This is a genomic window from Bradyrhizobium jicamae (genome assembly GCF_001440395.1).
Lineage (GTDB): Bacteria > Pseudomonadota > Alphaproteobacteria > Rhizobiales > Xanthobacteraceae > Bradyrhizobium > Bradyrhizobium jicamae.
On sequence record NZ_LLXZ01000177.1, the window covers coordinates 43,513 to 67,151 of the forward strand.

At 62.9% G+C, this 23,639-nt stretch carries 23 protein-coding genes and 2 pseudogenes; 14 read left to right on the forward strand and 11 right to left on the reverse strand.

Annotated features, from left to right (window positions below; all coding sequences use genetic code 11):
* Window positions 1–198 precede the first annotated feature (198 nt).
* The 3 genes and pseudogenes from alaS (at window position 199) to CQ12_RS29705 (ending at window position 3,989) form a co-directional block, all read left to right on the forward strand.
* Entirely contained in the window at window positions 199–2,874 is a 2,676-nt protein-coding gene (alaS, locus tag CQ12_RS29700; RefSeq protein WP_057838898.1) for an alanine--tRNA ligase, read from the forward strand.
* Window positions 2,875–2,940: 66 nt separating this feature from the next.
* Window positions 2,941–3,075 (forward strand): annotated as a pseudogene (locus tag CQ12_RS46830) (LysR family transcriptional regulator); the annotation flags it as partial.
* A gap of 239 nt (window positions 3,076–3,314) precedes the next feature.
* A complete protein-coding gene (locus CQ12_RS29705) occupies window positions 3,315–3,989 on the forward strand; it encodes a DUF2270 domain-containing protein (RefSeq protein WP_057838899.1) in 675 nt (224 codons plus the stop codon).
* Window positions 3,990–4,063: 74 nt separating this feature from the next.
* Here the strand turns inward: CQ12_RS29705 and CQ12_RS29710 are convergent, their stop codons facing one another.
* The 5 genes from CQ12_RS29710 to CQ12_RS29730 all read right to left on the reverse strand — a co-directional run bounded on the left by CQ12_RS29710 (window position 4,064) and on the right by CQ12_RS29730 (window position 9,071).
* Window positions 4,064–4,570, reverse strand: a complete 507-nt coding sequence (locus tag CQ12_RS29710) for a DUF3455 domain-containing protein (protein ID WP_083519535.1) — start codon at window positions 4,568–4,570, stop codon at window positions 4,064–4,066.
* A gap of 192 nt (window positions 4,571–4,762) precedes the next feature.
* A complete protein-coding gene (locus CQ12_RS29715) occupies window positions 4,763–5,233 on the reverse strand; it encodes a DUF3455 domain-containing protein (protein ID WP_157088572.1) in 471 nt (156 codons plus the stop codon).
* 203 nt (window positions 5,234–5,436) lie between these two features.
* Window positions 5,437–6,651, reverse strand: coding sequence for an NADP-dependent isocitrate dehydrogenase (locus tag CQ12_RS29720; protein WP_057838839.1), 1,215 nt, complete (start codon window positions 6,649–6,651; stop codon window positions 5,437–5,439).
* 196 nt (window positions 6,652–6,847) lie between these two features.
* A complete protein-coding gene (locus CQ12_RS29725; RefSeq protein ID WP_057838840.1) occupies window positions 6,848–8,575 on the reverse strand; it encodes an alpha/beta hydrolase family protein in 1,728 nt (575 codons plus the stop codon).
* 139 nt (window positions 8,576–8,714) lie between these two features.
* Window positions 8,715–9,071 (reverse strand): hypothetical protein, encoded by a 357-nt coding sequence (locus CQ12_RS29730; protein ID WP_063799839.1) that lies wholly within the window; start codon window positions 9,069–9,071, stop codon window positions 8,715–8,717.
* 249 nt (window positions 9,072–9,320) lie between these two features.
* On the opposite strand from CQ12_RS29730, the gene CQ12_RS29735 reads away from it, so the two are divergent.
* The 3 genes from CQ12_RS29735 (at window position 9,321) to CQ12_RS29745 (ending at window position 12,113) form a co-directional block, all read left to right on the forward strand.
* Window positions 9,321–10,520, forward strand: a complete 1,200-nt coding sequence (locus tag CQ12_RS29735) for a TrmJ/YjtD family RNA methyltransferase (protein ID WP_057838901.1) — start codon at window positions 9,321–9,323, stop codon at window positions 10,518–10,520.
* A gap of 120 nt (window positions 10,521–10,640) precedes the next feature.
* Window positions 10,641–11,273: a DUF1326 domain-containing protein gene (locus CQ12_RS29740; RefSeq protein WP_057838842.1), complete on the forward strand. Its 633-nt coding sequence runs from the start codon at window positions 10,641–10,643 to the stop codon at window positions 11,271–11,273.
* Between the two features lie 48 nt (window positions 11,274–11,321).
* Window positions 11,322–12,113: a DUF2182 domain-containing protein gene (locus CQ12_RS29745; protein ID WP_057838843.1), complete on the forward strand. Its 792-nt coding sequence runs from the start codon at window positions 11,322–11,324 to the stop codon at window positions 12,111–12,113.
* A 6-nt stretch (window positions 12,114–12,119) separates the two neighbouring features.
* Here the strand turns inward: CQ12_RS29745 and CQ12_RS29750 are convergent, their stop codons facing one another.
* On the reverse strand, window positions 12,120–12,770 hold the full coding sequence (locus CQ12_RS29750) for a TetR/AcrR family transcriptional regulator (protein WP_057838844.1): 651 nt from the start codon (window positions 12,768–12,770) through the stop codon (window positions 12,120–12,122).
* 226 nt (window positions 12,771–12,996) lie between these two features.
* Here CQ12_RS29750 and CQ12_RS44330 point away from each other — a divergent pair.
* Together CQ12_RS44330 and CQ12_RS29760 are read left to right on the forward strand one after the other, a co-directional pair.
* Window positions 12,997–13,095: pseudogene (locus CQ12_RS44330) on the forward strand (OsmC family protein); the annotation flags it as partial.
* A gap of 66 nt (window positions 13,096–13,161) precedes the next feature.
* On the forward strand, window positions 13,162–13,779 hold the full coding sequence (locus CQ12_RS29760) for a hypothetical protein (protein WP_057838902.1): 618 nt from the start codon (window positions 13,162–13,164) through the stop codon (window positions 13,777–13,779).
* 128 nt (window positions 13,780–13,907) lie between these two features.
* Here CQ12_RS29760 and CQ12_RS29765 read toward each other — a convergent pair whose 3' ends face one another.
* Entirely contained in the window at window positions 13,908–14,345 is a 438-nt protein-coding gene (locus CQ12_RS29765; protein ID WP_057838846.1) for a VOC family protein, read from the reverse strand.
* Window positions 14,346–14,541: 196 nt separating this feature from the next.
* Here CQ12_RS29765 and CQ12_RS29770 point away from each other — a divergent pair, with 196 nt between their 5' ends.
* Window positions 14,542–15,030, forward strand: coding sequence for a peptidase associated/transthyretin-like domain-containing protein (locus tag CQ12_RS29770; RefSeq protein WP_057838847.1), 489 nt, complete (start codon window positions 14,542–14,544; stop codon window positions 15,028–15,030).
* Window positions 15,031–15,065: 35 nt separating this feature from the next.
* Window positions 15,066–15,680, forward strand: coding sequence for a ferric reductase-like transmembrane domain-containing protein (locus CQ12_RS29775; protein ID WP_057838848.1), 615 nt, complete (start codon window positions 15,066–15,068; stop codon window positions 15,678–15,680).
* A 60-nt stretch (window positions 15,681–15,740) separates the two neighbouring features.
* Here the strand turns inward: CQ12_RS29775 and CQ12_RS29780 are convergent, their stop codons facing one another.
* The 3 genes from CQ12_RS29780 to CQ12_RS29790 form a co-directional block, all read right to left on the reverse strand.
* Complete coding sequence (locus CQ12_RS29780; RefSeq protein WP_057838849.1) at window positions 15,741–16,433, reverse strand: hypothetical protein; 693 nt, start codon at window positions 16,431–16,433, stop codon at window positions 15,741–15,743.
* Between the two features lie 45 nt (window positions 16,434–16,478).
* On the reverse strand, window positions 16,479–16,670 hold the full coding sequence (locus CQ12_RS29785) for a hypothetical protein (RefSeq protein WP_057838850.1): 192 nt from the start codon (window positions 16,668–16,670) through the stop codon (window positions 16,479–16,481).
* 173 nt (window positions 16,671–16,843) lie between these two features.
* On the reverse strand, window positions 16,844–18,769 hold the full coding sequence (locus CQ12_RS29790) for a sigma 54-interacting transcriptional regulator (RefSeq protein ID WP_057838851.1): 1,926 nt from the start codon (window positions 18,767–18,769) through the stop codon (window positions 16,844–16,846).
* Window positions 18,770–18,936: 167 nt separating this feature from the next.
* Between CQ12_RS29790 and CQ12_RS29795 the strand changes: the two genes are divergently transcribed.
* The 4 genes from CQ12_RS29795 (at window position 18,937) to cynS (ending at window position 22,689) form a co-directional block, all read left to right on the forward strand.
* Window positions 18,937–20,316 carry a CmpA/NrtA family ABC transporter substrate-binding protein gene (locus CQ12_RS29795; protein ID WP_057838852.1) on the forward strand — a complete coding sequence of 460 codons (1,380 nt, stop codon included), beginning with the start codon at window positions 18,937–18,939 and terminating at the stop codon, window positions 20,314–20,316.
* 46 nt (window positions 20,317–20,362) lie between these two features.
* The gene (ntrB, locus tag CQ12_RS29800) at window positions 20,363–21,202 is read left to right on the forward strand and encodes a nitrate ABC transporter permease (RefSeq protein ID WP_057838853.1); all 840 of its coding nucleotides are present in this window, start codon (window positions 20,363–20,365) and stop codon (window positions 21,200–21,202) included.
* Between the two features lie 5 nt (window positions 21,203–21,207).
* A complete protein-coding gene (locus CQ12_RS29805; protein ID WP_057838854.1) occupies window positions 21,208–22,134 on the forward strand; it encodes an ABC transporter ATP-binding protein in 927 nt (308 codons plus the stop codon).
* Window positions 22,135–22,200: 66 nt separating this feature from the next.
* Window positions 22,201–22,689, forward strand: a complete 489-nt coding sequence (cynS, locus tag CQ12_RS29810) for a cyanase (protein ID WP_057838855.1) — start codon at window positions 22,201–22,203, stop codon at window positions 22,687–22,689.
* 111 nt (window positions 22,690–22,800) lie between these two features.
* Here cynS and CQ12_RS29815 read toward each other — a convergent pair whose 3' ends face one another.
* Entirely contained in the window at window positions 22,801–23,613 is an 813-nt protein-coding gene (locus tag CQ12_RS29815; RefSeq protein WP_057838903.1) for an isocitrate lyase/PEP mutase family protein, read from the reverse strand.
* Window positions 23,614–23,639 lie beyond the last annotated feature (26 nt).

Genomic DNA, 23,639 nt, shown 5'->3' on the forward strand with positions numbered 1-23,639 from the left:
ACACAGGCCTGCCAAGCCTGTCAACGCAGCCGCCACATTATCAACGGGATGTGCGTGCCCATCTTGTGTGCTGCGGCAAGCCTATGATCCGCCTGCACAGTTTCTGGACACCGCAGGCCGCCTTGTCTAAAAGCGTTCCGCCGGAAGGTTAAAAGGCTGGTTGCCGCCTGATCCGGCCCTTTGCCCGATTGGATGAACATGAGCAGCGTCAACGACATCAGGTCGACTTTTCTGAACTTCTTCAAGGAGAACGGCCACGAGATCGTGCCGTCGTCGCCGCTGGTGCCGCGCAACGACCCGACGCTGATGTTCACGGCGGCCGGCATGGTGCAGTTCAAGAACGTCTTCACGGGGATCGAGAAGCGCTCCTATCAGCGCGCCACCACTGCGCAGAAATGCGTGCGCGCCGGCGGCAAGCACAACGACCTCGACAATGTCGGCTACACCGCGCGCCATCTCACCTTCTTCGAGATGCTCGGCAACTTCTCCTTCGGCGACTATTTCAAGGAGCGCGCGATCGAGCTCGCCTGGAAGCTGGTCACCAAGGATTTCGGGCTGAAAAAGGACAAGCTGCTCGTCACCATCTACCACGACGACGATGAGGCGGCAGGCTACTGGAAGAAGATCGCCGGCTTCTCTGACGACCGCATCATCCGCATCGCGACCTCGGACAATTTCTGGGCGGCGGGCGATACCGGCCCGTGCGGTCCGTGCTCCGAGATCTTCATCGATCGCGGCGAGCACATCTGGGGCGGGCCTCCCGGCAGCCCGGAGGAGGACGGCGACCGCTTCCTCGAATTCTGGAATCTCGTGTTCATGCAGTTCGACCAGGTGACGAAGGAGGAGCGCGTGCCGCTGCCGCGTCCGTCGATCGACACCGGCATGGGGCTGGAGCGCATGGCCTGCATCCTGCAGGGCGTCGAAAGCGTGTTCGAGACGGATCTGTTCCGTAACCTGATCGACGCGACGGGCTCGGCGCTCGGGCATGGTCCCGGCAAGGATAACGTCGCGTCATTCCGCGTCATTGCCGACCATCTGCGTGCGTCATCGTTCCTGATTGCCGACGGCGTGCTGCCGTCGAACGAGGGCCGCGGCTATGTGCTGCGCCGGATCATGCGACGCGCCATGCGCCATGCGCAGTTGCTCGGCGCGAAGGAGCCGCTGATGCATCGTCTGGTCTGGGCGCTGGTCCGCGAGATGGGCCAGGCCTACCCGGATCTGGTGCGTGCCGAGAGGCTGATCGAGGAGACGCTGCGGCTGGAAGAGACCCGCTTCCGCAAGACGCTGGAGCGGGGGCTTTCTATCCTGGACGAGAAGAGCAGTGGCCTGAAGAAGGGCGACATGTTCGACGGCGACACCGCGTTCACGCTGTACGACACCTATGGTTTCCCGCTCGACCTGACGCAGGATGCGCTGAAGTCGCGCGGCATCAGCGTCGATCAGGCGTCCTTTTCGGACGCGATGGAGCGACAGCGCGTCAAGGCACGCGCGTCGTGGGCCGGCTCGGGCGAAGCCGCGGATGAATCGGTCTGGTTTCCGTTGCGCGAAAAACTCGGCGCCACCGAATTCCTCGGCTACGACACCGAGAGCGCCGAAGGCGTCGTGACCGCGCTGGTGAAGGACGGCAAGGATGCCGACAGCCTGAAGACGGGCGAGACCGGTTCGATCGTGCTGAACCAGACGCCGTTCTATGCGGAATCCGGCGGCCAGGTCGGCGACATCGGCCTGTTGACGAGCGAGGGCGTCAAGTTCCGCGTCACCGATACGCAGAAGAAGGCGGGCGATCTCTTCGTGCATGTCGGCACGGTGGAGCAGGGCACGCTCAAGGTCGGCACCGCCTTGCAGCTCGAAGTCGATCACACCAGGCGCTCGTCGATCCGCGCGCATCACTCGGCGACGCATCTGTTGCATGAGGCGCTGCGGCAGGTGCTCGGCGATCACATCGCCCAGCGCGGCTCGCTGGTGGCGCCGGATCGGCTGCGCTTCGACTTCGTGCATCCGAAGCCGATCACGGCGGAAGAACTCGCCCGCGTCGAGGACATCGCCAACGAGGTCGTGCTCGAAAACGACGAGGTCACCACCCGCATCATGGCGGTCGACGACGCCCGCGAGGCCGGCGCGCGCGCGCTGTTCGGCGAGAAATACGGCGACGAGGTCCGCGTGGTCTCGATGGGCAAGGGCCCGCGCGAGCAGGGTCAGAACGCGCTCGGCTGGTCGGTCGAATTGTGCGGCGGCACCCATGTGCGCCGCACCGGCGACATCGGCCTCATATCGGTGACCGGCGAAAGCGCGGTGGCCTCCGGCGTGCGGCGCATCGAGGCGCTGACCGGGCGTCATGCGCGCAAGCACGCCAATGACACGATGGCGCTTGCCAAGAATGCAGCGTCCGAGCTGCGTACGTCGGTGGACGAAATGCCGGCCCGTATCGCGGCGCTGATGGAAGAGCGCAAGAAGCTCGAACGCGACCTGTCGGATGCGCGCAAAAAACTCGCGATGGGTGGCGGCGCCACCAATGGCGGCGGCGCAGCCGGTGGCGTGCGCGAAGCCGGCGGCGTCAAGCTCCTGGCCCGCGCGGTCGAGGGCGTCGAGACCAAGGATCTCAAGAGCCTGGTCGATGACGGCAAGAAGCAGATCGGCTCCGGCGTGGTCGCGATCGTCGGCGTCACCGAGGACGGCAAGGCCGGTATCGTGGTCGGCGTCACCGCCGATCTCACCGCACGCTTCAACGCGGTCGAACTGGTGCGCAAGGGCTCCGAAGTGCTCGGCGGCAAGGGCGGCGGCGGAAGGCCTGACATGGCGCAGGCCGGCGGCCCCGATGGCGCCAAGGCCAACGCGGCGCTGTCCGCGATCGAACAGGCGATGGCTGGCGCTTAAAGCGAGATCGTGTCGGCAGGAACCGACTTTACCGGCGGCGGAAGATCATTCCGCCGTGATGGAGCGTACTGCCCGCCCTTCAGCGGCTTCTTCCTCTATTTCGCGGATCGTCGAAATCTTTCGCCCAAACTGCGCGCCTTGATCGACCACGTGCGATATCGCGCTCCTTCAGACGGTCGAAGAGGCCGTTTCAAGTCATGAACTGCCATGCGGCAGGACCGCTGTTGACACATCGCGCTATTTCACCGCGCTGCGCGATCTGACCAGGCCACTTCCTCAACAACGCTTGAGTTGCGCGATCCCCACCTGTTGCTGGCAATTCGGCGTCAGGGCGCGCATAGTTGCGGGGTCGCAATTCCGGATAGGTACATCGGCGTTGATGACGTGGATTCTCGCGGTCAATGCCGGTGATCCCCGGTTCGGACAACCGGAGTCCCGCCATGTCTGTCACGGCTTCCAGCGAAACGCACCGTCAGCACATCTTCGATTCTGCGGAAATGGGCGCCATCGCTCATCTCTACCGGGGCGAGGTCTACCGTTCGACGATCTGGAGAACGCGGCTCGACAACACGACCAACTGGGCGATCGTCACCATGGGCATCGCCCTGTCGACGACCTTTTCGAGCCCGGAGGCTTCGCCGCTGCCGCTCCTGCTCGTGGGCCTGCTTATTGCCGTGTTTCTCGGCATGGAGGCGCGACGCTATCGCTACTTCAATGTCTGGCGCGCCCGGGCGCGATGGCTGGAGATGAATTTCTACGCGCCGATATTCACCGGTGAAGCCCGGGACGATAGCTGGCAGGTGACGCTCGGGCGCGACTACACGGCGCCCCGCCACCACATTTCGTTTATCCGCGCGGCGGGGCGACGGCTGCGTCGCAACTACGTCTGGATTCTCGCCGTCCAGGTGGTTGCCTATTACGGCAAGATCGCCATCCATCCGACGCCCGCGTCAACTCTCGCTGAATTCGTCGATCGCGCCGCAGTCGGACCGATTCCCGGCTGGGTCGTTCTGGTCATCGGCTTCCTCTATAATTTCGGCTGGCTGGCGTTCGCGCTCGGCACGCTATGGCTCGATGGACGCGAGCACGGGGACGGCAAGGTGGCAATGGGCTAGCGATAGCGCGAAGCGTGGTCGACGAACCCTGATACTCGGTCACAACGTGTAGCCGGATGGCAGATAGCGCGACGTTATCCCCTGCGCAGGAACACGTAGTCCGCGGAGTAGGGTGCGTTATGGTAACTGCCGGCCTTGTCGCAGGCGCCTTCGAACTTTCCGCCCGCCGTGTTGATCCGCTGCACCGTGGTGACGCCGGAGAGGATGCCGGTGCCGCGCCCGGACGTCACCGTCAGCTTCAACAAGGGAATATCGTTCGCCGTCGCGCCGGGCGCGTTGCCGACCGCCTTGCCGACGACGGCGCTTGAATCGATGTGCTCCCAGTTGGGTCCGGCATAGTGTCGGCCGACGGTCTTGCCGTCGAGCAGCAGCGTCGCGGTCGGCTCGCGGAACGCCCAGGCGAGCTTGCCGTCGGCACCAGCCTTGCATTCGTAGACTTGCGCGCCTTCGGCGTGGAGCGTGAGCACCACGGTCTCGCCGGGCGCCGCGACGGCCTCGGGAAGCGGTGTCTGCGCGGTCGCGGCCAGAGCTGAGGCCGACAACAAGAACGCAGCGAGAGCGATAGTTCTGAGATACGGCATCATAGACCCCATGATGTTGGCCCCGAAGGACCAACACCATTGGCGGCTCATTATGCCGCTAAAGCGTGATGACGTTTCTTCGAATCGTCATCACGCTTTATCTTTTTGTTTGAGCATGATCTCCGCGCAAACGCGTTCGCGTTTGTCGCGAGGGAAAACCGCTACACACTTTTCCGGATCATGCTCTAGCGTTCAGCCCTTGCGCAGGAACACGTAATCGGCCGAGTAGGGGACGCTTTCATAGCTGCCGGCCTTGTAGCAGGCGCCGCTGAGCCTTCCACCCGCGGTGTTGATCCGCTGCACCGTCGTCGCCGGAGTAAGAACACCGTTGCCGCGCCGGGAAGTCACTGTGAGCTTCAGCAAAGGAATGTCGTTCGCGACCATACCCGGGGCCGTGCCGGCGACCTGGGCGACCACCGTACTGCCGTCGCTCAATTCCCAGTTCGGCCCGGCATAATGCCGGCCGACCGTCTTGCCGTCCTGGAAAAGCGTCGCGATCGGCTCGCGAAACGCCCAGGTGAGTGTGCCGTCGCCGCCACTCTTGCATTCGTAGACCTGCGCGCCTTCGGCATGCAGCGTGAGAATGGCGGTTTCGCCCGGCGCTGCGATGGCCTCGGGAAGTGCCTTCTGGGCGGTCGCGTTGACAAGCGACCCGGTCAGCATGATGGCGCTCAGCACGGCGCTCTTGGAAAACGACACGGTTATGATGCTCCGTTGTTGGTTCTTGATCATTGCGAGCCAACGGGCCGCGCGAATCCGCGCCCGGCAACAGGCTCCGAGCAATCCATGGTGCTCCGGGCGGAGACATGGATTGCTTCCTCGCTCTGTCCCTCGCAAATGACGGGGAGGGAGTTGCGAAGGGCGGCTTAGGCCGGCATCGCCTTCTCGAGGTTGGCGGCGACCTTGTCGAGGAAGCCGGTGGTGGACAGCCAGCGCTGGTCGGCGCCGACCAGGAGCGCGAGGTCCTTGGTCATGTAGCCTTCCTCGACGGTCGCGACGCAGACCTTTTCCAGCGTCTCGGCAAACTTTGCGAGCTGCGGGTTGTTGTCGAGCTTGGCGCGGTGGGCGAGGCCACGGGTCCAGGCGAAGATCGACGCGATCGAGTTGGTCGAGGTCTCCTTGCCCTTCTGGTGCTCGCGGTAGTGGCGGGTCACCGTGCCGTGGGCGGCTTCGGCTTCCACGGTCTTGCCGTCGGGCGTCAGCAGCACCGAGGTCATCAGGCCGAGCGAGCCGTAGCCCTGCGCCACCGTGTCCGACTGCACGTCGCCGTCGTAGTTCTTGCAGGCCCAGACATAGCCGCCGGACCACTTCAGCGCGGAGGCGACCATGTCGTCGATCAGGCGGTGTTCGTAGGTGAGCCGCTTGGCCTCGAATTCCTTCTTGAACTCGCGGTCGAAGACGTCCTGGAAGATGTCCTTGAAGCGGCCGTCATAGACTTTCAGGATCGTGTTCTTGGTCGACAGATAGACCGGATAATTCCGCATCAGGCCGTAGTTGAAGGAGGCACGGGCGAAGTCGATGATGGAGTCATCGAGGTTGTACATCTGCATCGCGACGCCGGAGCCCGGGGTCTTGAACACTTCCTTCTCGATGACGGTGCCGTCCTCGCCGACGAATTTCATGGTCAGCGTCCCCTTGCCGGGGAACTTGATGTCGGTGGCGCGGTACTGATCGCCATAGGCATGGCGGCCGATGATGATCGGCTTGGTCCAGCCGGGAACCAGGCGCGGCACGTTCTTGCAGATGATCGGTTCGCGGAAGATCACGCCGCCGAGAATGTTGCGAATGGTGCCGTTCGGCGACTTCCACATTTCCTTCAGGCCGAATTCCTTCACCCGGGCTTCATCGGGGGTGATGGTGGCGCATTTGACGCCGACGCCGACCTTCTTGATGGCGTTGGCGGCGTCGATCGTGACCTGGTCGTTGGTCTGGTCGCGGTATTCCATTCCGAGGTCAAAATACAGAAGCTCGACATCCAGGAACGGGGTGATCAGCTTGTCCTTGATGTGCTGCCAGATGATCCGGGTCATCTCGTCGCCATCGAGTTCGACGACGGGGTTGGACACCTTGATTTTTGCCATGACGGAAGGGGCCTTTTCTCGGAAAACCGCTGATACGGGCGGGGATGGGTGATTATAGGGGGCCTATAGCACCGCAAACCGGCCGGCGAAAGCCAAGCTGTTATGCAGTTTCAGCCCATCCTTTAGGACTTCTTGTTTTGACGCGAAGCGGACGCCACCCCGGATCAGGTCCAGGGCAGGCTTTCTTGAAAACGCTTTAAATTGCCGCCTGGGTCGCCGTCCCCGCCACCACGTACCAGGTCACAAACAGGCCGCAAATCAGGGCCCCGGGCAGGCTGGAGCCGGTGCGCCGCCAAGTGAAGGTCGCGATCAAGGCGCAGATGGCGAGCAGGGGTATGAACTGGATGGCGACGATGGTCGAGAGCGGCACGAAGCCGGGGTCGGGCAGCGGGTTGAACAGCTTTCCAGTGAGCCAGAGGATGGCGTACTGCCCGCCGACGAGCACGATGAAGCCCAGCGTCAGGGCGAAAATATTGGTCAGGTACAGCGCCCCGCGGGGCGCCGCCATGGTCGAGAAATTGCGGTGCAGGACATGCAGCGCAATCACGAAAAACGCCGTGAAGGGCACCAGATAGATCAGGAAGATCAAAAACTGCTTCGCGTTCATCAGCTTCACCGCGACGGTCCAGAACCGGAAGTCGATCTTGAAGGCGAGGTCGGCAAGCCACAGCGCCGCGTAGCCGATCGCCACCGTCGCAATCGCAATCACCACCGACTGCAAAACGATACCCGATCGGCTGGCGCGCTTGGGCGCGAACCGCATCAGGGCAAGCGTGATCAGGCCGTTGATGACGGCCCAGACCAGGATCTGGTTGGTGATGCCCTGCGGCAGGAAGGCGGAGGGCGTTACGAACGTGCCGCCAAGCGCAAACGCGGGGTAATAGGTCAGCGCCGGAATGAAGGCCGACAGGATGAAAGCGGCGGTCCAGCGCCGGCCGCTCGCTGCGACATGTTCCGGCATGGTGCCATCGGCGATTTCCGGCAGCCGCAGCCGGGAATACATCGGCGCCTCCAACAGCGCGTCGAAGGCGCCGATCAAAAGCACCACGAAGCCGAGTAGCGCGATCAGCGTGCCGATTTCCTTCCGGAACCAGATCTGGTCATCCACCGGGCGCGGCGTGCCGCCCTTTAGCGTCCTGGCGAACCAGTCGAGGCTGTAGCCGATCGCCTCGTGCGATATGTGCTCGGCCGGGTGGGTGATGGCGGGGGTGTGGAGCACCCGCGCCGTGCCTTGCGCGATGTCACCATAGACCTTGCCCGGCTCAACCGGGCCTTGCGTGCCGAACAGGGCCCAGAGTTTCGGGCTCTGGGTGACGTCGCGGGCGCGGTCGACGCCCCACATCAGCGTGGAGAATTCCTCATACTTGGCGAACACCAGCGCCACATTGCGCGGCCAGGTGGTCGTGCCCTCGGCCGCAAACGGCTTGCCGGTCGATGACCCCTCCAGCACCATCGACTTGTAGTCGTTGGGCATGGCGGTAGCAGCTGCCAGCACGGTCCAGCCGCCCATCGAGTGGCCCTCGAGGCCGATATTGTTCTTGTCGACGATTTCGAGGCTGCGCAGATAGGCGAGCCCATCGGGGCCGCCGAAGCCGTTCGCGAAAGCGGGCGGGTCGCTGTAGCCGTGGCCGGTCTGGTCGAGTGCGAGCACGACATAGCCGCGGCGGGCGAACTCGATGGCGAAGCCGTCCTGGGTCTCGCGCGAATTGATGTAGCCGTGGACGGCGAGGATGCCGGGGGCAGGGATCTGCGGCGTGGCGTTCGGCGGGATGTAGAGCAACCCACTCATGGTGTTGCCCTTGGCGCCCTTGAATCTGACATCCTCGATCCGGATGCCGCCGGCGGTCTGGGTGAAGTGGGCGAGCAGCCCGCCCGCCAGGATCAGGACCACGCCGACAATCGCCAACGACCACCTGCCGCGCATCGGCGCCTCCCTGATGCCCTTCGCCGTTGAACCGGCGTTTGGGATTGTTTGCAGCTTCGCTTCGTTTGTGATTGTTAGCCTATCCGAAAGTCTAATGCGAGCAAGCTGTGGCGACGGCAACCGCGGGTAAAGTCGCCGATTAGAACTTCTCGATCTTGATCTGGCCGCTGGAAAATCGCGCCACGAGATTGCGGCAACGGAGTTCGCCGAGTTGTCGAGCCCAAACTTCCATACGATCGATCTCAGGCCGGAGGGCGTCCAACGCCGCTGGCTGCCAGTGCGCTCTCATCTCGCCAAACGGTAGGGCTTCGGTTTCAGAATCAATGCCGACGAAAGGCAGCACATCCGCGTCCCTTTCATCGAGCTTTGATGCCCGCCAGGCTGCAACAATTTTTCGTGCTCCTTCGATATAGGTAAGCTTTCCGGCCAGCATGTCTTGCGCGGCGCCAAAGATCGCGTGACGGGCTTCCATTATCTCGGATTCATTCCAGCTCATCGACATTCCCTGGCGTGCCTCTGTCACCGTTAAGAGGGGCACGCCGACTTGGCAAATCGAGCGCCCTTGACCGCAAGCGCCGCATTTGGAGGCTTTGACGGAGTGTCAAACGACGGTACTAACCCCGTTATTCTGCTTGAGAATTCTGGCCGCTTTGGTCAAAAGCGGCCAGCCATGAGATTTGAATCAGGTGTTCCGCAAGCCGGTTCAAAATCTTCGGAAATTGAATCAGAAGGTGAAGTCGAGAAAATGTCCGGCACCGATAAGACCAAGTCTGGTTTCGACTTAGCCGGACCTGTTGTGATCCTCGTCGAGCCGCAGCTCGGCGAGAATATCGGCATGGCCGCGCGGGCCATGGGCAATTTCGCGCTGTCGCGGCTCAGAATTGTCAATCCGCGCGACGGCTGGCCGAACATCGCGGCACAGCGCGCGGCGGCCGGGGCCGACCAGATTCTGGAACAGGCCGAGCTGTTCGACACGGTGGAGCAGGCGGTTGCCGACCTCACGCTGCTGTTCGCCACCACCGCCCGCGCCCATGATCAGGCCAAGCCGGTGGTCGCGCCGACGCAAGCCGCCAGCGAGATCGTGGCGCATATCGGAACCGGCGGCGGGGCCGGCATCCTGTTTGGCCGAGAGCGCTATGGCCTGCAGAACGAGGAAGTGGCGCTTGCCAACCGGATCATCACCTTTCCGGTGAACCCGGGTTTTGCCTCGCTCAACCTGGCGCAGGCGGTGCTCCTGATCGGCTACGAGTGGTTCAAGCATTCGACCGGCGGTGCGCTGCCGTTCGCGATGCCGGAGCGTTCCGAGCCGGCCTCGCAGCACCAGATGCAGGCCTTCTTCGACAATCTGGTCCGGGAACTCGACAAGGTCGAATTCCTCCGCCCGCGCGAGAAGCGGGACACCATGCTGGTGAACCTGCGCAACATTTTTACGCGCATGGACCCGACCAAGCAGGACATGCACACGCTGCACGGCGTGGTGATGGCGATCGCCGAAGGGCGCAAGGGGCCGGCCAAGGGCGGCGTGCTCGACGGCGAACAGGCGACACGGCTGCGGGCGTTGTTGGCCGAACACGGGCAGGGACCGGCTGCGCCCGGCGACAGTTCGACCGTGCGCGGGCTCGCCCGGCTGCTGCGGCGGAACCCGACCGATGCCGAACGAATCCTGTGGCAGGCACTGACCCGCGACCGTCGTTTCGCCGGCCAGTTCAAGCGCCAGACGCCGGTCGGCCGCCACATTCCCGATTTCGTTTCCTTCGTGCATCGGCTCGCGATCGAACTGGTCAATCCGAACGAGTCGGAGGCGATCGTCGCCGACCGCGCCATGCGGAATGCCTGGCTGGAGGCGCGCGACTATCGCGTGATCGAGATGCACGTCGCCGACGTCGAGCGCGATCTGGCGACGGAACTTGGGCGGCTCGAAGCCATGCTGGACGCCCCGCAATGAAGCTGCAGGGTGGGCACGCTGGAGCTTTACCCACCTTGCACGTGCTACGATCGCTGTCGCCGCCGGCACAAACGGAGTAAGCTCGCTTTTCCAATCGACAACGCAACGCGGAGGTCTGCCATGGCTACATCCGACTGGCGTCTCGAAGGCGAATGGATCAAGAACTGCACGTGCGCATTCGGCTGCCCGTGCGATTTCAATGCGCTGCCGACCCAGGGCTATTGCAAGGGCACGGTCGGCATGCGGATCACCAAGGGGCATTTCGAAAACACCAAACTCGACGGCCTGGTTTTCGCGGCGACCGTTCATTTTCCCGGAGCGCTGCATGAAGGCAACGGCCAGCTGCAGCCGATCATCGACGAGCGTGCCACACCGGAACAGCGCGAAGCGCTGTTCAACATCATGTCGGGCAAGAACTCCGCCGAAGGCACGCTGTTTCAGATCCTCAGCCTGATCGTAACCAAGATGCACGAACCGCTGTTTGTGCCCATCGAATTTTCATTCGACAAGGACGGCCGCGTTGCGCGTATGGTGGCCAAGGGCGTGCTTGAGACCGAGGTCGAGCCGATCAAGAATCCGGTGACCGGAGAGCCTCACCGCATCCAGGTCGTGATGCCGGAGGGATTCGAGCACCGCGCCGCCGAGGTCGCGTCGGCCAACATCCGTTCGACCGGCGCCATCAAGTTCGACACCAAGGGCACGCATAGCTCGCTCGCCAACGTGGTCCAGACACCGGACGGCGTCGCGGCCTAGCGCGGCACTGGAATCCAACTCTGCCGTTCCAGCATAGGGAGCGGGTTCATGGCGGGGACCTGGACGCTCGAACAGACCCTGCGGCACGATCGCCTGATCGTGGCCATCGGAATAGCCACCGTGGTTGCGTTCTCCTGGGGCTATCTGCTGGCCGGCGCCGGCATCGACATGAGCATGGCCGATATGCCGATGGACCCCGAGCCGTGGTCGCTGGCGCAGGCCGGGCTCATGTTCGCGATGTGGTGGGTGATGATGGTTGCGATGATGGTGCCGAGCGCCGCGCCGACGATCCTGCTGTTCACGGCGATCAAGCGCAGGCAGGCGACGACGGACAGCCCGGTCATCTCAAGCTGGCTGTTTCTCGCCGGCTATCTCGTGATCTGGGCAGGGTTCAGCCTGGTCGCGGTCTTCGTGCAATGGGGACTTGATCAGGCCGGGTTGCTGTCCGGCATGATGGCGAGCACCAGCCATTTGCTCGCGGGGATCATCCTGCTTACCGCCGGCCTCTATCAGTTGACGCCGATCAAGCGCGCCTGCCTGCGCTACTGCCAGAGTCCGATACTGTTCCTCGCGCGATACTGGCAACGGGACGCGATGGGCGCGCTGCGCATGGGCTTTCGGCACGGCGGTTATTGCGTCGGCTGCTGCTGGTTTCTGATGGCGCTGCTTTTCGTTGCTGGCGTCATGAACCTCGCCTGGGTCGCCGCTGTCGCGATCTATGTCGCCATCGAGAAACTGATGCCGCGCAGCGAATGGCTCAGCCGTGCTGCTGGTGTCGCTCTGATTGCAGCCGGTGTCCTTCTTCTGGCTTTCGGTGCTACGGCTTTCGCTTCTCTCTAGCGGCCGTCAGACGGCGACCAGCTCGGCGGGATTGCCGGTTCGCTTAGGCTTCTTCACCCTGGAAGGCCCGAACAGATTGCCTGCGGCGAGACCTGCAGTATCGGCGACGGAGGGATCGCGCGAGACCATGGCGGCGACGATGGCGCCGTCGATCAACAGCGCGAGTTGATGCGCGAGCACCTGCGGCTCGGCGGCGCCCATCTCACCGGCGAGTTTTTCGATATGCGCCAGCACCACCTTCTTGTGGCGCAGCGCGATGTTGCGGAACTGTTTTTGGTGTTTGTCGTGCTCGGCGACAGCGTTGATGAACGGGCAGCCGTAGAAGCGTTCCTCGGCGAACCAGCGCTTCAGCGCCGGAAAAATCCGCTTCAGCTTCGCCTGCGCGTCGCCGCCGCCATCTTCCATGGCGCCGATGAACCATTCGCGCCACGCCTTGCCTTCGCTTTCCAGCACGGCATTGACGAGGTTGGTCTTCGATCCGAACAGTTTGTAGAGCGTGGTCTTGGCGGTGCCGGCCTCGTCGATGATCGCGTCGATGCCGGTGGCGTTGATGCCGTTCTTGCAGAACAGATGCGTCGCCGCGTTGAGCAGGCGGTCGCGCGCGGATTCCTCGTCGCCCGCGGGGAGGTGCTTCTTCTTCGAAACCGATTTGGCCATGCGCGGCAGTTAATCGAACCGCAGCGCAATCATCAAGCCGCATCTTTGCGTCGAAAATAATCGCCAGCAGGCGGCAACTGCATCGCGCGTGAGCAGCATCGCTCTGATCAATTTCCGGGCAGGCGCTCCTAAGCGACGAGAGACGTTCGGCTTTTGATTTCGACCGGTTCTGGCACGCTTAATGCAGGAAACAGAACGTTCGGTATCCTACCAGGGAGAGAAAACGATGACCGCGGTCGCCCAGAAAACAGTGCTCACCGGCTGCCTAGCGCCGATCGACAAAGGCGGGCTCGAGCAGCTCATTGCCAACGATGGAACCGCGCCATCGCGCCGCTCTGGCGTTCCCGGCCTCGACTGCGTATAATCATGATGCAGTCGGGTGGTCGCGCGGATGTCGATATTCTCAGGCAGATTTGGTCTTGCAACAGTCGCAGCGTTGCTGTGCCTGGGCGCGCCGGCGGCGCATGCGCAGGCTTCGCCGATCAGCTACTGGACTCCCGGCTGGCCGATGGGGTTCAGCGGTGATGCGGGCGAGGGCGTGAACGCCTACGGCAATTTTCCGAGCTTTGACTTCCGCGACCTCGGCAACGGCTCCGCCGTCGCGCGCTATAATTTCTCCAACGGCTTCTTCGTCGGCAGCCAGCGCAACACCATGGGGTTTGCCGGCCTCAGCCAGAGCGCGTTCGGCGGCTTCGGATCGATCTACAGCGAAGGCACGCAGTTCGGCTACAGCCTGAAGAACGCCGGCGGGCCGCCGATCACGTTCTTTGCCGGCGTCGATACGCTGAAATACAACAGTGGCATCGGCAGCAGCGCGTTCGCACCATTCGATTCCAAGTCGGGCACGCTGCCCGTTTCAAGCGCCTATGCCGGTGTCGAATTCCAGCCGACGTCGAATCTCAGTCTGTCGCTCGGGGTCGGCGTCGTCCAGCAGACGGGACGGCTCGACAGCGAGATCAATTCGCTGCCCGGCGCTTCGTCTTTCTCCGTCGGTAACCGCCGCTACTAGAGCAGATCCGGAAAAGTGTGTAGCGGTTTTCCCTCGCGACAAACGCGACCGCGTTTGCGCGGAGATCATGCTCAAACAAAAAGATGAAGCGGGATGACGATTCGAAGAAAAGTCATCACGCTTGAGTCTCAGTCGTCCCGCTGTACCAACTCGACGGTGATGCCCTCGGGCCCCTCGAAGAGCCGCAGCTTTCGGCCGATGTAGTCCATCTCGTCGCTCAGCACAGTTACGCCGTTGGCCACGAGGTGCGCAGTAGCAGCCTCAATGTCGTCGACGCGGAACGCGAGGTGATTGAAGCCCCGTTTTCGCAGGTTCGTCGGGTGCGCACCCGGATCGGTCCCAGGCGGCGGGTCGAACTCAAGCAGCTGGATCTCGAAATGATAGGCTCCTTCGAGTGCGAGGGTGATGTGCTGCGCTTTCATGCTCGGCATGCCCATGTACCGGGCGGGAACGCCACCGTCGATCGTTGCGACGTGATCCTTTCTGAAACCAAGGAGCGCGAAGAACCCGATCGCCGGGCCGGCGTCGGCGACTGCGATCGTAACATGATCCGGATTGAGTATCATTTTGTCACTCCGTGTGATCAACGCCGTGCGGACGCTCCCGAGTATGCCTTGTGAACGAGGCTGGTTGAGAGGCCGCTGCGCCCGTTCACAACACTGTTATTGCGACCTGTCGCGCCCGTCGCTCCCTCAACTGGGCGTGTCGGGCTTGTTGTTGTATCCTCACCGGAGCACCTGCACGGTCGCCAGGAGGAGTTACATGACTATTGTCGTACTCAACCGCCGCAACCTCCTCGCTGTTGGCGGCTCCATCCTCGCAACCGGGGTTTCCGGGCTCCTGATGCCCGTGCGCGCGCAAGGTCTCGCACCGACCCCTTCGATGTCGGGCGGGGCTAACAACTACCGCGCGGGCGCGCCGACAGTGGATCGGATCGGCAAGGGCGGCTTCTGGATGAGTGGCACCGTGCGCCGCGCAGGCGACGGCGCTCCGCTTGCCGGGCAGCGCATCCAGATCTGGGCGCACACCACTGAAGGGCGGGAGCACGAGCCGCAGAGTCATGGCGCCACGCTCACCGACAAGGACGGGGCGTTTCGTCTCGAGATGCCGCAGATCGTTCCCATCTTCGGCCAGCCGCATGGTCACCTCGCCTATGACAGCGGCGAATTCAAAACCGTCTTTCTACGTCCGGTGATGCGGAGCGCAAAGGATACCAGCCTGGAGGCGCACTTCGTTCTTCAGCCGGTCTAACCGAGTTGCCAACGAAGGGATGGACATTAGCCCGGGTGGCCCTGGTCTGGGTCGCCCTTGCAGCCGCAATTTGCGTGCCGATTGCCGCTGCAGCGGTGAGCCCGCTGCTCGCATGGCGCGATCCGGTCTACATCCTGGCCTGCTTCGCCGGGATTGTCGCGCTGGGGCTCATGCTCGTTCAGCCTCTGCTGATTGCTGGATACTTGCCGGGACTGTCGGCTCATCGTGGCCGGCGTACACATCTCTGGATCGGAGGTGCGCTCGTCGTGGCGGTGGTGATCCACGTCGGCGGCCTCTGGATCACCAGTCCGCCCGACATGATTGACGCCCTTGTGTTCGCATCGCCGACGCCGTTCTCACCCTGGGGTGTGGTCGCGATGTGGGCAATCTTCGCCGTCGCGATTTTTGCTGCCCTCCGCCGGCGATTGGGAATACGGCCGCGAACGTGGCGCATCGCCCATACACTGCTCGCGATCGTCATCGTCGTAGGCAGTGTGGTCCATGGCCTCCTGATCGAGGGCACGATGGAGACGATATCGAAGGCTGTGCTTTGCGCGCTGGTCCTCGCGGCGGCCATAAAGGTCATGACTGACCTGCAGGTGTGGAGAAAGCGAGCGAAGTTACGCGGTGAGAGCATCGCGCGACAGTAAGCCAGGCAGAATCGATGGTGCCGCGAAGCTTACACTTGAGGGGACAGTGACGAGCGCGAGCTATTGCTCCGATGACAGGCGGATCATCTGGCGCCCGTCATTCATCGCCTTCAGACTGTTGACGTAGTTCTCAGGACGCTGCCAGCGGTGAGGAACCTTCAATCCCATGAATTCCGCGATGCTGCCGATAAACGCAGTGCAATTGGTGGTCTCGGCATTCCAGACCGGTGAACTCGCCTGCAATTTCTTGATGTAGGCGAAAACCCTCTTTGCGTCCGGCTCATTCAGGTAAACGCGGTAACTGGCGGTCAAGTACTGCGGATCAAGATCGCCATAACTCGCCCCGGTCTCGGACGGCACCCACATCAGATGACCAAGTACATAAGGGACGTTGTCTCCCGCAGGGGTAAGACCCGCGACTTCAACGGCTCGCTCGCTTGTCTTCCCGAACCAGACGAAAGCGTGTCCCCAGCTCGCCGCCGTTCTGGCTCTGAAATCTACGTAGTACGGGCCCTTTGCCGATCCCGGCTTCCGGGTCGACTGTGACGCCGATTTCGATTCATCACTGGAAACAAGCGCGTTCGCGTTGGCGACGCGCTTGTAACCTTCCTGTATGTGGGAAATGAAACGCTCCAGATCGCCCCGAGTGTCAATCTCGCGTGCGGAAGCTGGATGGATTTCGCACGCCAGCGGGACAGCGAGAGTGAATCCCGCGAGCAAACACAGTGCTAATCTCTTCGGCCCACTTGCCACAGTTCGCCCTTCAGCTGTCGAAGGTCAGAATCGACGAGATCCGACTCAGTACCGCGTATAGGGCCGCGGCGCGACGGGCGTCTTGCCGACCGGAGTCTTCCCGATTGGGGTCTTGCCAATCGGCATCTTGCCGACCTGGGCGGTCTGATAGACGGGCTGTGCGCGCGGGATATCGGCAGCGCTGGCGGCAGTCACCAGTGCAAGCGTCGCACCCGCGATAATCACAATCTTCTTCACAGTACTGTGTCCTCTATGTTGGAGAAGCAAGGCGGTCAGCCGCGCTTTCCTCAGCCGCGCCGGGACATGAATATCCGAATGCGTCTACAGTACGGCAGGTTGGCCGCGTTCGAGCGATAGGTCTGCAGTGCGGCAGTTATGAAACAGGTTGGAACCTGAATTTCCGCCGTGGATCACAAGTCACCAATCCCACGCACGTTCGCGATCCCCAACGCCTTGATGCGTGAGGCCAGCGTTGTCGGCTTGATGTCGAGCATCTCGGCGGCGCCGCCGGGGCCGAACACCTTGCCGGAGCAGGCCTGGAGCGCGGCGAGAATGTTGGCGCGTTCGTGCGCGCGCATTTCCGCTGATGTCATGACGGCGGGACGGCTATCTGCTTTCACGCGCGCCGCGGTGGGGGAGGGCTGAACGCCTGATACGTCGGGTAGATCGATGCGCAGGCGGCCGTTCTGAGCGAGAATAGCTGCGCGCTCGATCACGTTTTGCAGTTCGCGGACATTGCCCGGCCAGTCGTAGCGCGAAAGCCTGCGTGCATCGCCTTCTGACAGACGCAGGTCGGATTTCAGCGCCTTGCTCTCGCGCGTCAGAAAATGCTGCGCCAGCAGCGGAATGTCCTCGCGCCGCTCGCGCAGCGGCACTGATTCCACCGGGAAGACGTTGAGGCGGAAGTAGAGATCCTCGCGAAACCGGCCGCGCTGCACTTCCTGCTTGAGATCGCGGTTGGTGGCGGCGATCAGGCGCACGTCGACGGCGCGAGTACGCTCCTCGCCGACGCGTTCGAAATTGCCCTCCTGCAGCACGCGCAACAGCTTGCCCTGCAGCTCCAGCGGGATCTCGCCGATCTCGTCGAGGAACAGCGTGCCGCCGTCGGCGAGTTCGAAGCGTCCGATGCGGTCGCGCATCGCGCCGGTGAAGGCGCCTCTGATATGGCCGAAGAACTCGCTTTCAAAGAGTTCGCGCGGGATCGCCGCGCAATTGACCCGGATCAGCGGCCGGTCGCGGCGGCTGCTCGCCTCGTGGATCGCGCGCGCGATCAATTCCTTGCCGGTGCCGGATTCACCCGTGATCATCACGGCGGCCGAGGTCGGCGCCACCAGCTTGACCTGGCGCAGCGTCTTCTGGATCGCTTCGCTCTGGCCGATGATGCCGCGCGGATTGGTCTCGATGCGGATTTCTTCCTGCAAGTAAGCGTTTTCCAGTTCCAGCCGCTCGCGCAGGCGGTCGACTTCGGCAAGCGCGGCGTGCAGCTTCTCGTCGGCCTCGCGCCGCTGGCTGACATCGCGGAACACGATGACGGCGCCGACCACCACGCCGCGGTCGCGGATCGGCGTCGAGGTGTATTCGACCCAGACCGGCGTGCCGTCCTTGCGCCAGAACACCTCGCCCTCGACCTGATGCACGGCGCCGTCGCGAAACGCCGCATAGATCGGGCAGTCATGATCGGGATAGTGCCGCCCGTCATGGTGGGTGTGATGGACGATCGGGTGGATTTCCTTGCCGACCAGCTCTTCCGCGCCCCAGCCCAGCATCCGTTCGGCGGCCGGATTGACGAAGGTGGTCTTGCCCTCGGCGTTGACGCCGTAAATGCCTTCGCCGGCGGCGCGCAGGATCAGCTGGTTTTCGCGTTCGATATCCCTGAACACCCGCTCAACCCGCTGCCAGGTCGCGATCCCACCGCGCATGTGGTCTTCGGCCGCGGCATCCACATAGCGGCGGCGGCGCGCATCGAGATCGCTCATCGTGAGCAGCACCAGCGCGCGCTCGTCGCCCGGCACCAGCGAGCCGGCATATTCCAGGCGCAGGCTTTGCCCCGTCGCATGACGCGGCGTGAGCGCATTGGTCCAGTACGCGCCCTTGTCGAGCACGGCCTGGGTGAAAACGATCAGCGCGGGCAATTGTCCTGTGTGCAGCTTGCTCACCTTGGTCTGCCGCAGCAGGGCACGATCGTAGCCGAGCAGGGTGCAGGCGGCCGGATTGGCGTCGAGGATCTGGTCGGCGTGGGGATCGAGCAGCAGCGTCGGCTCGATCGCGAACTCGAACGCGGCTGTGCGCCATTCGACATCCTGCGGCGGGGCGGTTGAACCAAGGGCGAGATCCATCCGGTCGTAACTCCGAAAATTCGTAATCTGACTACGATATTTCGTTTAACACGAATTTTCGTAATCGCCAATCTCAGCGGAATCGCTGTGATGTCAGCGCCATCGCCGAAAAACGAGGCTGGCATATGCCTTGCTTAATTAGGGGGCAACGTCGCGCAGGAGGGCTGATGTCTACCTTCGACAACCCATTCGATCCGAACCGCCGTCTCCACGCCGGTGGCTGCTCATGCGGCCGGCATGTCAGCGAAGCCGAGCATCAGGCCGCGCAACTGCAGGCCCAGTCCGCCATCGAGAGCGAGAAGCGCTACGAGGGCGTCGTCGCCTCGGCCGTGATGCGGGCGATGTTTCCGCAGGATGTCGCGCGGCGCGCATTCCTGAAATCGGTGGGGGCTGCAACCGCCGCCGCCGCGCTGTCGCAATTCTTCCCGCTCAAGACCGCGACCGAAGCGTTCGCGCAGGGCGGGCCATTGGAAAAGAAGGACCTCAAGGTAGGCTTCATCCCGATCACTTGCGCCACGCCGATCATCATGGCGGCGCCGATGGGATTCTATGCCAAGAACGGCCTCAACGTCGAAGTGATCAAGACCGCCGGCTGGGCCGTCATTCGCGACAAGACCATCAACAAGGAATACGACGCGGCGCACATGCTGTCGCCGATGCCACTCGCCATCACCATGGGTGCCGGCTCCAATCCGATTCCCTACACCATGCCGGCGGTCGAGAACATCAACGGCCAGGCGATCACGCTGTCGATCAAGCACAAGGACAAGCGCAATCCGAAGGACTGGAAGGGTTTCAAGTTCGCCGTGCCCTTCGACTATTCGATGCACAATTATCTCTTGCGCTATTATCTCGCCGAGCACGGCCTCGATCCCGATACCGACGTGCAGATCCGCGCGGTGCCGCCGCCGGAGATGGTCGCCAATCTGCGCGCCGACAATATCGACGGCTTTCTTGGCCCCGATCCGATGAACCAGCGCGCGGTGTTCGACGGCGCAGGCTTCATCCACATCCTCACCAAGGATATCTGGGAAGGGCATCCGTGCTGCGCCTTCGCCGCGTCGAAGGAATTCGTCACGACGATGCCGAATACCTATGGCGCCTTGCTCAAGTCGATCATCCAGGCGACCGCGTATGCGCACAAGGCGGAGAACCGCAAGGAGATCGCGAACGCGATCGCGCCGGCCAACTATCTGAACCAGCCGCCGATCGTGCTGGAGCAGATCCTGACCGGCACCTTCGCCGACGGCCTCGGCAACATCGTCACGCAGCCGAACCGCGTCGATTTCGATCCGTTCCCTTGGCAGTCGTTTGCGGTCTGGATCATGACCCAGATGAAGCGCTGGGGTCAGATCAAGGGCGACATCGACTATGCGGGCATCGCCGCGCAGGTCTATCTCGCAACTGATGCCACAAGGCTGATGAAGGAAGCGGGGCTAACGCCGCCCACGGCGACGACCAAGAGTTTCTCGGTGATGGGCAAGGCTTTCGATCCCGCCAAGCCCGAGGATTATCTCGCCAGCTTCAAGATCAGGAAGGCGTCGTGATGACGAGCTTCGCCTTTTCCTCCTCCCCGCAAGCGGGGAGAAGGAGATGACCTCATCCCTTCGCTTCCGCGCGGCCGTGGTCTCGATCGTGCTGTTGGCCGCGTTCCTCGGCATCTGGCATCTCGCCACGCGGCCGACGGCGGCCGCCACCAACATGTCGCCGGAATACGCCAAGCTGATGGGGCTGACGGCAACGCAAGGCAAATCGGCGATGCCGGGCCCGCTCGATGTCGGTGCCAAATTGTGGGAGCACCTCAGGCAGCCGTTCTACGACAACGGTCCGAACGACAAGGGGCTCGGCATCCAGCTCGGCTATTCCATCGCGCGCGTCGGCCTTGGTTATTTTCTCGCGGTGATGGTCGCGATCCCGCTCGGCTTTCTGATCGGCATGTCGCCTTTGATCAGCAAGGCGCTCGATCCCTTCATCCAGGTGCTGAAGCCGATCTCGCCGCTCGCCTGGATGCCGCTCGCGCTCTACACCATCAAGGACTCCTCGATTTCGGCGATCTTCGTCATTTTCATCTGTTCGGTGTGGCCGATGCTGCTCAACACCGCGTTCGGGGTCGCTTCCGTGCGAAAGGAATGGATCAATGTCGCGCGCACGCTGGAGGTCGGCACGGTCAGGCGCGCCTTCACCGTGATCCTGCCGGCGGCGGCGCCGACGATCCTCACGGGCATGCGGATCTCGATCGGCATCGCCTGGCTGGTGATCGTCGCCGCCGAGATGCTCGTCGGCGGCACCGGCATCGGCTACTTCGTCTGGAACGAGTGGAACAACCTCTCGATCACCAACGTCATCATCGCCATCCTCATGATCGGCATCGTCGGCATGCTGCTCGACCAGATCCTCGCGCGGTTCACGCGCATGGTCACCTTTCCGGAATAGCTGTGATGACCGACAAGTTCATTTCCATCGAAGGCATCGCGCGGCGTTACCCGGAGGCAGGGGGCGACCAGACCACGATCTTCGAAGATCTTTGGCTGTCAATGAGCCGCGGCGAATTCGGCTGCGTGATCGGCCATTCCGGCTGCGGCAAGACCACGGTGCTGAACATCCTGGCTGGGCTCGATCAGCCGAGCGAGGGCGCTGTCATCGTCGACGGGCAGGCGATCGAGGGGACGAGCCTCGACCGTGCCGTGATCTTCCAGAGCCATGCGCTGCTGCCGTGGCGCACGGTGCTCGGCAACGTCGCCTATGCCGTGACCTCGAAATGGCGCAACTGGGACCGCGCCAAGGTCAAAGCGCATGCGCAGAAGTTCATCGATCTCGTGGGCCTGACCGGCTCCGAGCACAAGCGCCCGTCGGAATTGTCCGGCGGCATGAAGCAGCGCGTCGGGATTGCGCGCGCGCTCTCGATCACGCCAAAGATCATGCTGATGGACGAGCCGTTCTCGGCGCTCGACGCGCTGACGCGCGGCACGTTGCAGGACGAGGTCCGGCGCATTTGCCTGGAGACCGGACAGACCGCGTTCATGATCACCCATGACGTGGACGAGGCGATCTATCTCGCCGACAAGATATTTCTGATGACCAACGGTCCGGGCGCAGTACTCGCCGAGATCGTGGAAAATCCGCTGCCGAAGGATCGCGGTCGCATCGATCTGCACCGTCATCCGCTGTACTACGCGCTGCGCAATCACATCGTCGATTTCCTTGTCAGCCGCAGCAAGACGTTTGCGACAACCGTGACCGACCACGATCCGCGCAACGTGCCCGTGGTGCGGATCGGGAAGCCGGAACTGGTGGTCGCCGCGGAGTCCGAGCATTCAACACAGGCGTCATGGCCGGGCGTGTCCCGGCCATCCACGTCTTCCTAGATCGCCAGCAAGACGTGGATGCCCGGCACAAGGCCGGGCATGACGAGAGTTAGAAGGAGACGGAGCATGAAGCGCGAAGACCTCACCGAAAAGCTGCTCGACATCAAGCGCGAGAAGGGCTGGAGCTGGAAACACATCTGCGAAAAGATCGGCGGCTATTCGGAAGTGCTGATCGTCGGCGCCATCATGGGCCAGATGAAGCTGACGAAGCCGCAGGCTGCCAATGCGGGCGAGCTGTTCGGGCTGTCCAAATCGGAAGTCGCGATGCTCAACGAGGTGCCGATGCGCGGCACCGGCACGCCGATGCCGCCGACCGATCCGCTGATTTACCGTTTCTATGAGATGGTGATGGTCAACGGCCCGGCCTGGAAGGCGCTGATCGAGGAGGAATTCGGCGACGGCATCATGTCGGCGATCGATTTCGACATGGCGATCGACCGCGTCGCCAATCCAAAGGGCGACCGGGTCAAGATCACGATGTCCGGCAAATTCCTGCCATACAAATATTACGGTGCCAGCGGGAACGTGCCGGAGTATGGATTTAAGGAAGAGTGACGCACTCTCCACCGTCATTGCGAGCAAAGCGAAGCAATCCATCTCACGGCATAACGGATAGATGGATTGCTTCGTCGCTTGCGCTCCTCGCAATGACGGCAGGAGAGACCGTCACCCGAACGCCGCCCGCACTTCCCCGATCGGCGCCATCTCGCGCACAAAGGTGAACGCGCCGTGATCCTTCATCTCGCGGGCACTCTTTAGGAACGCCGCAAGCGCGTAACGCTCCATGGCGCCGCCGACGCTGATGCGCTTGACGCCGGCTTTCGAGAGCTGATCGACGGTCAGCGTCGGATCGGCAAAGCCCATCACCAGGTTGAACGGCTTGCCGACCGACGACACCACGGTGCGGATCGTCTCGAGGTCGTAGAGGCCGGGCGAGTACAGGACATCCGCGCCTGCAGCCTCGAACGCCTGCAGCCGCTTGATGGTGTCGTCGATATCCTTGCGGCCGTGCAGGAAATTTTCGGCGCGCGCGGTCAGCGTGAACGGAAAGGGCAGCTTGCGCGCCGCCTCGACGGATGCCTGCACGCGCTCGACCGCAAGCGCAAAATCGTAGATCGGTTTGCGCGGATCGCCGGTCGAATCCTCGATCGAGCCGCCGACCACGCCTGCTTCGGTTGCGCGCGCGATCGCCTTTGCCGCCGTGTTCGGATCGTCGGCGCCGCAATTTTCCAGGTCGGCGTTGACGGGCAGGTCGGTGGCATCAGCAATCGCCCGGCAATTCTCGATGATGGCGTCCAGGCTGACGGTCGTGCTGCCGAGCGTGTTGGCGAGGCCGAGGCTCGTGGTCGCCAGCGCCTCAAAACCCATCGCGGCAAGCAGTTTTGCTGTGCCGGCATCCCAGGGATTGGGAATGATGAACGCGCCGGGCCGCGCATGCAGCGCGCGAAACGCTTCGGCTTTTTCCGTCTGAGTTCGCATCGTTAGCTCCGCTTGGTTTGTCGGTT

Bases quoted from the DNA above. Each gene is read 5' to 3' on its own strand.
- alaS (WP_057838898.1), top strand. From the start codon at position 199: ATGAGCAGCGTCAACGACATCAGGTCGACTTTTCTGAACTTCTTCAAG.
- CQ12_RS29705 (WP_057838899.1), top strand. From the start codon at position 3,315: ATGTCTGTCACGGCTTCCAGCGAAACGCACCGTCAGCACATCTTCGAT.
- CQ12_RS29710 (WP_083519535.1), bottom strand. From the start codon at position 4,570: ATGCCGTATCTCAGAACTATCGCTCTCGCTGCGTTCTTGTTGTCGGCC.
- CQ12_RS29715 (WP_157088572.1), bottom strand. From the start codon at position 5,233: ATGCTGACCGGGTCGCTTGTCAACGCGACCGCCCAGAAGGCACTTCCC.
- CQ12_RS29720 (WP_057838839.1), bottom strand. From the start codon at position 6,651: ATGGCAAAAATCAAGGTGTCCAACCCCGTCGTCGAACTCGATGGCGAC.
- CQ12_RS29725 (WP_057838840.1), bottom strand. From the start codon at position 8,575: ATGCGCGGCAGGTGGTCGTTGGCGATTGTCGGCGTGGTCCTGATCCTG.
- CQ12_RS29730 (WP_063799839.1), bottom strand. From the start codon at position 9,071: ATGAGCTGGAATGAATCCGAGATAATGGAAGCCCGTCACGCGATCTTT.
- CQ12_RS29735 (WP_057838901.1), top strand. From the start codon at position 9,321: ATGTCCGGCACCGATAAGACCAAGTCTGGTTTCGACTTAGCCGGACCT.
- CQ12_RS29740 (WP_057838842.1), top strand. From the start codon at position 10,641: ATGGCTACATCCGACTGGCGTCTCGAAGGCGAATGGATCAAGAACTGC.
- CQ12_RS29745 (WP_057838843.1), top strand. From the start codon at position 11,322: ATGGCGGGGACCTGGACGCTCGAACAGACCCTGCGGCACGATCGCCTG.
- CQ12_RS29750 (WP_057838844.1), bottom strand. From the start codon at position 12,770: ATGGCCAAATCGGTTTCGAAGAAGAAGCACCTCCCCGCGGGCGACGAG.
- CQ12_RS29760 (WP_057838902.1), top strand. From the start codon at position 13,162: ATGTCGATATTCTCAGGCAGATTTGGTCTTGCAACAGTCGCAGCGTTG.
- CQ12_RS29765 (WP_057838846.1), bottom strand. From the start codon at position 14,345: ATGATACTCAATCCGGATCATGTTACGATCGCAGTCGCCGACGCCGGC.
- CQ12_RS29770 (WP_057838847.1), top strand. From the start codon at position 14,542: ATGACTATTGTCGTACTCAACCGCCGCAACCTCCTCGCTGTTGGCGGC.
- CQ12_RS29790 (WP_057838851.1), bottom strand. From the start codon at position 18,769: ATGGATCTCGCCCTTGGTTCAACCGCCCCGCCGCAGGATGTCGAATGG.
- CQ12_RS29795 (WP_057838852.1), top strand. From the start codon at position 18,937: ATGTCTACCTTCGACAACCCATTCGATCCGAACCGCCGTCTCCACGCC.
- ntrB (WP_057838853.1), top strand. From the start codon at position 20,363: ATGACCTCATCCCTTCGCTTCCGCGCGGCCGTGGTCTCGATCGTGCTG.
- CQ12_RS29805 (WP_057838854.1), top strand. From the start codon at position 21,208: ATGACCGACAAGTTCATTTCCATCGAAGGCATCGCGCGGCGTTACCCG.
- cynS (WP_057838855.1), top strand. From the start codon at position 22,201: ATGAAGCGCGAAGACCTCACCGAAAAGCTGCTCGACATCAAGCGCGAG.
- CQ12_RS29815 (WP_057838903.1), bottom strand. From the start codon at position 23,613: ATGCGAACTCAGACGGAAAAAGCCGAAGCGTTTCGCGCGCTGCATGCG.